Consider the following 5344-nt stretch of genomic DNA (forward strand, 5'->3'; position numbering starts at 1 on the left):
AAGCTTCGGGGAGGAGCAAATATCCTACGATCCAGAGATATCTGAATGGGGAAACCCACTTGAGCAAACCTCAAGTATCCATACGCCAATACATAACGTATGGAAGGGAACCCGGGGAACTGAAACATCTAAGTACCCGGAGGAAAAGAAAGAAAACTCGATTCCCAAAGTAGCGGCGAGCGAAATGGGAGGAGCCTAAACCGGAATGCGTGCATTCCGGGGTTATGGACTGCATAACGTGACTTGAATGGTAAAAGAACGGTTTTGGGAAATCCGGCCAGAGAGGGTGAAAGCCCCGTATTTGAAACCAGAAGAGAGCAGGCAGTATCCAAAGTACCACGAGACACGAGAAACCTTGTGGGAAGTCGGGGGGACCACCCCCCAAGGCTAAATACTACTTAGTGACCGATAGTGCATAGTACTGTGAAGGAAAGGTGAAAAGAACCCCGGGAGGGGAGTGAAAAAGAACCTGAAACCCTGTGTTTACAAGCTGTGGAACCACTTTATATGTGGAACCGCGTACTTTTTGTAGAACGGTCCAGCGAGTTACGCTGGCTGGCAAGGTTAAGCACTCAAGGTGTGGAGCCGGAGGGAAACCAAGTCTTAACAGGGCGAAAGAGTCAGTCAGAGTAGACCCGAAACCGGGTGATCTATCCATGTCCAGGTTGAAGTTACCGTAAAAGGTAATGGAGGACCGAACGCACATCCGTTGAAAAGGGTGGCGATGAGGTGTGGATAGGGGAGAAATTCCAATCGAACCCGGAGATAGCTGGTTCTCCTCGAAATAGCTTTAGGGCTAGCCTCATATTAGTCTAACGGAGGTAGAGCACTGAATTTCCTAGGGGGCGTCAAAGCTTACCAAAGAATATCAAACTCCGAATGCCGTATAGATGATGTATGGGAGTCAGACTGCACGAGATAAGTTGGGCAGTCAAAAGGGAAAGAGCCCAGACCTCCAGCTAAGGTCCCAAAGTGTGTGTTAAGTGGAAAAGGATGTGGGATTTCGAAGACAACTAGGATGTTGGCTCAGAAGCAGCCATACATTAAAAGAGTGCGTAATAGCTCACTAGTCGAGAGGTCCTGCGCCGAAAATGTCCGGGGCTAAAACACAACACCGAAGCTGAGGAATGACATAGTCATTGGTAGAGGAGCATTCTTAACTGAGACGAAGCTGTACCGTAAGGAGCAGTGGATTGTTAAGAAGAGAGAATGCTGGAATGAGTAGCGAGAGGAAGGTGAGAATCCTTCCGGCCGAATATCCAAGGTTTCCAGAGTAAAGCTGATCTGCTCTGGGTAAGTCGGGGCCTAAGGCGAGGTCGAAAGACGTAGTCGATGGACAACAGGTTGAGATTCCTGTACTATAGTATAACAGAACTGTGGGGACACAGATGGAAAGCACAATCCGGGAATGGAAAAACCGGTACAAGCGGGGTAGGAGTAGTAAAGGCAAATCCGTACTACAATCTGAAGACGTGACGTGGAGCGAACTAAAGTAGCGAAGTGTGTGAGCCAGCTGTCAAGAAAAGCCGCTATTGTTTATATTATACCCGTACCGTAAACCGACACAGGTGGATGAGGAGAGAATCCTAAGGCCGACGGAAGAAGCATTGTTAAGGAACTCGGCAAAATGACCCCGTAACTTCGGGAGAAGGGGTGCCTCGAAAGAGGCCGCAGAGAATAGGCTCAAGCAACTGTTTAGCAAAAACACAGGTCTATGCAAAACCGCAAGGTGAAGTATATGGGCTGACGCCTGCCCGGTGCTGGAAGGTTAAGAGGAGATGTCAGCGCAAGCGAAGCATTGAATTTAAGCCCCAGTAAACGGCGGCCGTAACTATAACGGTCCTAAGGTAGCGAAATTCCTTGTCGGGTAAGTTCCGACCCGCACGAAAGGCGTAATGATTTGAGCACTGTCTCGACAATGCATCCGGTGAAATTGAAATACCAGTGAAGATGCTGGTTACCTGCGCCAGGACGGAAAGACCCCATGGAGCTTTACTCCAGCTTGATACTGGGATTCGGTATTGCATGTACAGGATAGGTGGGAGACTGAGAATTCACAACGCCAGTTGTGAAGGAGTCATTGTTGGGATACCACCCTTGCAGTATTGGATTTCTAACCAGCCACCGTGATCCGGTGGTGGGACAATGTCAGGCGGGGAGTTTGACTGGGGCGGTCGCCTCCGAAAGGGTATCGGAGGCGCTCAAAGGTCTTCTCAGAATGGTTGGAAACCATTCGCAGAGTGCAAAGGCAGAAGAAGGCTTGACTGTGACACCGACGGGTGGAGCAGGTACGAAAGTAGGACTTAGTGATCCGGTGGTATAAAGTGGGATTGCCATCGCTCAACGGATAAAAGCTACCCTGGGGATAACAGGCTTATCACTCCCAAGAGTTCACATCGACGGAGTGGTTTGGCACCTCGATGTCGGCTCATCGCATCCTGGGGCTGTAGTAGGTCCCAAGGGTTGGGCTGTTCGCCCATTAAAGCGGTACGCGAGCTGGGTTCAGAACGTCGTGAGACAGTTCGGTCCCTATCCGGCGTGGGCGTAGGATATTTGAGAGGAGCTGACCTTAGTACGAGAGGACCGGGTTGGACTGACCTCTGGTGTACCGGTTGTTCTACCAAGAGCATGGCCGGGTAGCCAAGTCGGGAAGGGATAAACGCTGAAGGCATCTAAGCGTGAAGCCCCCCTCAAGATGAGATATCCCCCGCATAAGCGGTAAGACCCCTTGAAGACGACGAGGTAGATAGGTTAGAGGTGGAAGTGCAGTAATGTATGGAGCTGACTAATACTAATAGGTCGAAGGCTTATCCATAAGGTTTAGGATAATGTCAATAAAGTTGATATGATCAACGAAGTTGGTAATGCAAGAACGGATGATAATTTGATGAATTTCTATGTGTGATTTTGAAGGTATATGCATGTAAGGCAGCTAAGGATAGCTGCTTTTTTTGTGCGCTTTTTTATAAGCTCGAGATTAATTTATCTACGGATCAGGTGCCGTATGGGACTAATAATTATATTGTAGATTCCAAGGTAATGTATTAAACTGTAGGTGATATTAGGAGGGAACATATTAGGAGGGAACATATCAGGTGGAAACATATTAGGAGGAAATATATTAGTGGAACATATTAGGAGGAAATATATTGGGAGGGAACATATCAGGAGGGATCATATCAGAAAAGGAGGAGGTAAGAAGGGCAGGATTTATTGAAGTAATATTGAAGTAATAATATTTTAATTACCAATTGGCTCTTCTAAAAGATGAATATTATGTGGGATAATCTATTACTGATGATGAAGCAGTTGAAAAATATGAAATTGAAGAGGAAGATTATGATTTCTCTTATATTTGTCAGCGTATTTGCAATATTATGTTCAGGTATTGCTGGTATTATTATTTTTAAGGAGATTATGGTAGAAAATGCTGAAAAGTTATCGAATAACCTGGTAAAGCAAATTGCTTATAATCTGGATGAACGTATTGGGGAGTTTGAAAGTACATCATATCGAATTGTTAATTTTCAGAGTACAAAGGAGTTACTGTCGCAGAAAAATATTGAAGATGATTCTGTCGAATACGTGGAGAAGAACACGAACTTTGCAGATACAATTATACAGCAGCCATCCCTTTATCAGTATTCCAGGGCAGCGATTCTAGAATCAAAGTATGGAATGGTATATCGGTTTAGCAGAAGCGGAACTGAGGTACAGGATATGTCAGATGCTAAAAAGAAGCTGAATGATCTAAGGGGATTAGTGACAAAAAGCAGTCCGATTGCATGGACGGTGCTGGATGGTGAGATTGTATTTGTAAGAATGATTGTAAATGACAAGAATTTTGAGGAAAAGGGATTGCTGTGCTTTTTTATGAACCAGACCTTTTTTGACTTTATTGACAGGGGAGACGAACTGTTATCGAATGAGAATCTTATTATTACCAATGCCCATTCAGCAGTATTGCAAAACTATTGTTATGATTTAGAGAATCAATCTTTACAGGGAATTGTATTTGATGAAGATAAAGATTATTTTCTCAAAAACTACAGAGTGAGTTATGAGAATGAGGAATATCAGGTAACAAGTATTTTAAGCAGTAAGAAGCAGTGGCATGTTATAAGTCTGATAAAAGTGCGGGAACTGATGAAGAAAGAGGAGTTTATTTTTCTGGCAGCTGCTCTAATTGCACTGGTGAGCATTGGATTTGCAGTATTATTTACCTGGATTATATCCAAAACGATTACCAGGAATTTAACACTTATGGAAGAGAATATGAAGAAGATTGAAAAGGGGGATTTTAAAGCAAGAGTCCGGCCGGTTAGCTATGACGAAATTGGTATGCTTGGATTACAGTTTAATTATATGTCTGTTCAGATTGAGAATCTGATTGACAATTTAGCAAAAGAGAAATTTGCTAAAGAAGAGGCCGAGTTTAATGCACTTCAGGCACAGATTAATCCCCATTTTCTTTACAATACGCTGGGATCTGTGAAATGGCTTGCTCACAAGAAAAATGATCCGGAAGTGGAGAAAATGGTGGATTCTGTAATATCCCTTATGCGTTTTGCTATAAAAAAGACGGATGCTTTCATTACGGTAGAAGAAGAAGTAAACTATATTCACCAGTATATATTTTTACAAAAGGCGAAATATGGAGATGCTTTTCAAGTTGTTTATGAAGTGGATCCTCTTGCAAAGGAATTTAAGATGCTGGGGTTTATATTGCAGCCATTAGTAGAAAACTCTATTTATCACGGGATTGACATGTCTACGGGTGAGGGAGAAATAAGGATAAAGGTATCAGCAGAGGATCATTCTTTAGTCTTAAGGATTGAGGATAATGGAGTAGGATTCTCAGAAGAAAGGCTGGATGAGATTTTGCATAAAGAGAAAAAGTATAAGGGTTTTAATAGTATAGGTATCAAAATTGTAATGGAAAGATTATCTGCATATTACAAAAATGCTTATGATTTCCGAATTACTAGTGAAGAAGGAGAAGGAACGAAGATTGAAATCAGACTGCCATTGTATCAGGAAACGAAGGAGGTAGAGCTTTATGAGCAGTTATAAAGTACTAATCGTTGACGATGATCAAAATTTCAGATATGCAGCGAAAGAAATGATACCCTGGAAAAAGTATAATTTTGTTATTTCAGCGGAAGCTGTAAATGGAAAACAGGCATTGGAGCTCATGCATCAGGAGATATTTCATCTGGTTGTTACTGATATGAGTATGCCGCTTATAAATGGGGTAGAGCTTATCCGAATGGCTAAACAAGAATATCCGGACGTGTTGTTTGTAGCATTAAGTGCTTACGATGATTTTGAATTTGTGAAAGAA

At 43.1% G+C, this 5344-nt stretch carries 2 protein-coding genes and 1 rRNA gene; all 3 read left to right on the forward strand.

The features are described 5' to 3' along the window. A 23S ribosomal RNA gene (locus RHS_RS29610) occupies window positions 1–2815 on the forward strand; the annotation flags it as partial. Window positions 2816–3318: 503 nt separating this feature from the next. Continuing rightward, window positions 3319–5073, forward strand: a complete 1755-nt coding sequence (locus tag RHS_RS29615) for a sensor histidine kinase (protein ID WP_395023680.1) — start codon at window positions 3319–3321, stop codon at window positions 5071–5073. Beyond that, the coding region (locus tag RHS_RS29620) for a response regulator (RefSeq protein ID WP_047835266.1) at window positions 5060–5344 on the forward strand (285 nt) is incomplete at its 3' end. The genes RHS_RS29615 and RHS_RS29620, both read left to right, overlap by 14 nt.

Origin of the sequence: Robinsoniella sp. RHS (genome assembly GCF_001029355.1) — a bacterium.
Taxonomy (GTDB): Bacteria; Bacillota; Clostridia; order Lachnospirales; family Lachnospiraceae; genus Robinsoniella; species Robinsoniella peoriensis.

Excerpts from the sequence above, each read along its gene's own strand:
- RHS_RS29615 (WP_395023680.1), top strand. The coding sequence starts at position 3,319 with ATGAAATTGAAGAGGAAGATTATGATTTCTCTTATATTTGTCAGCGTA.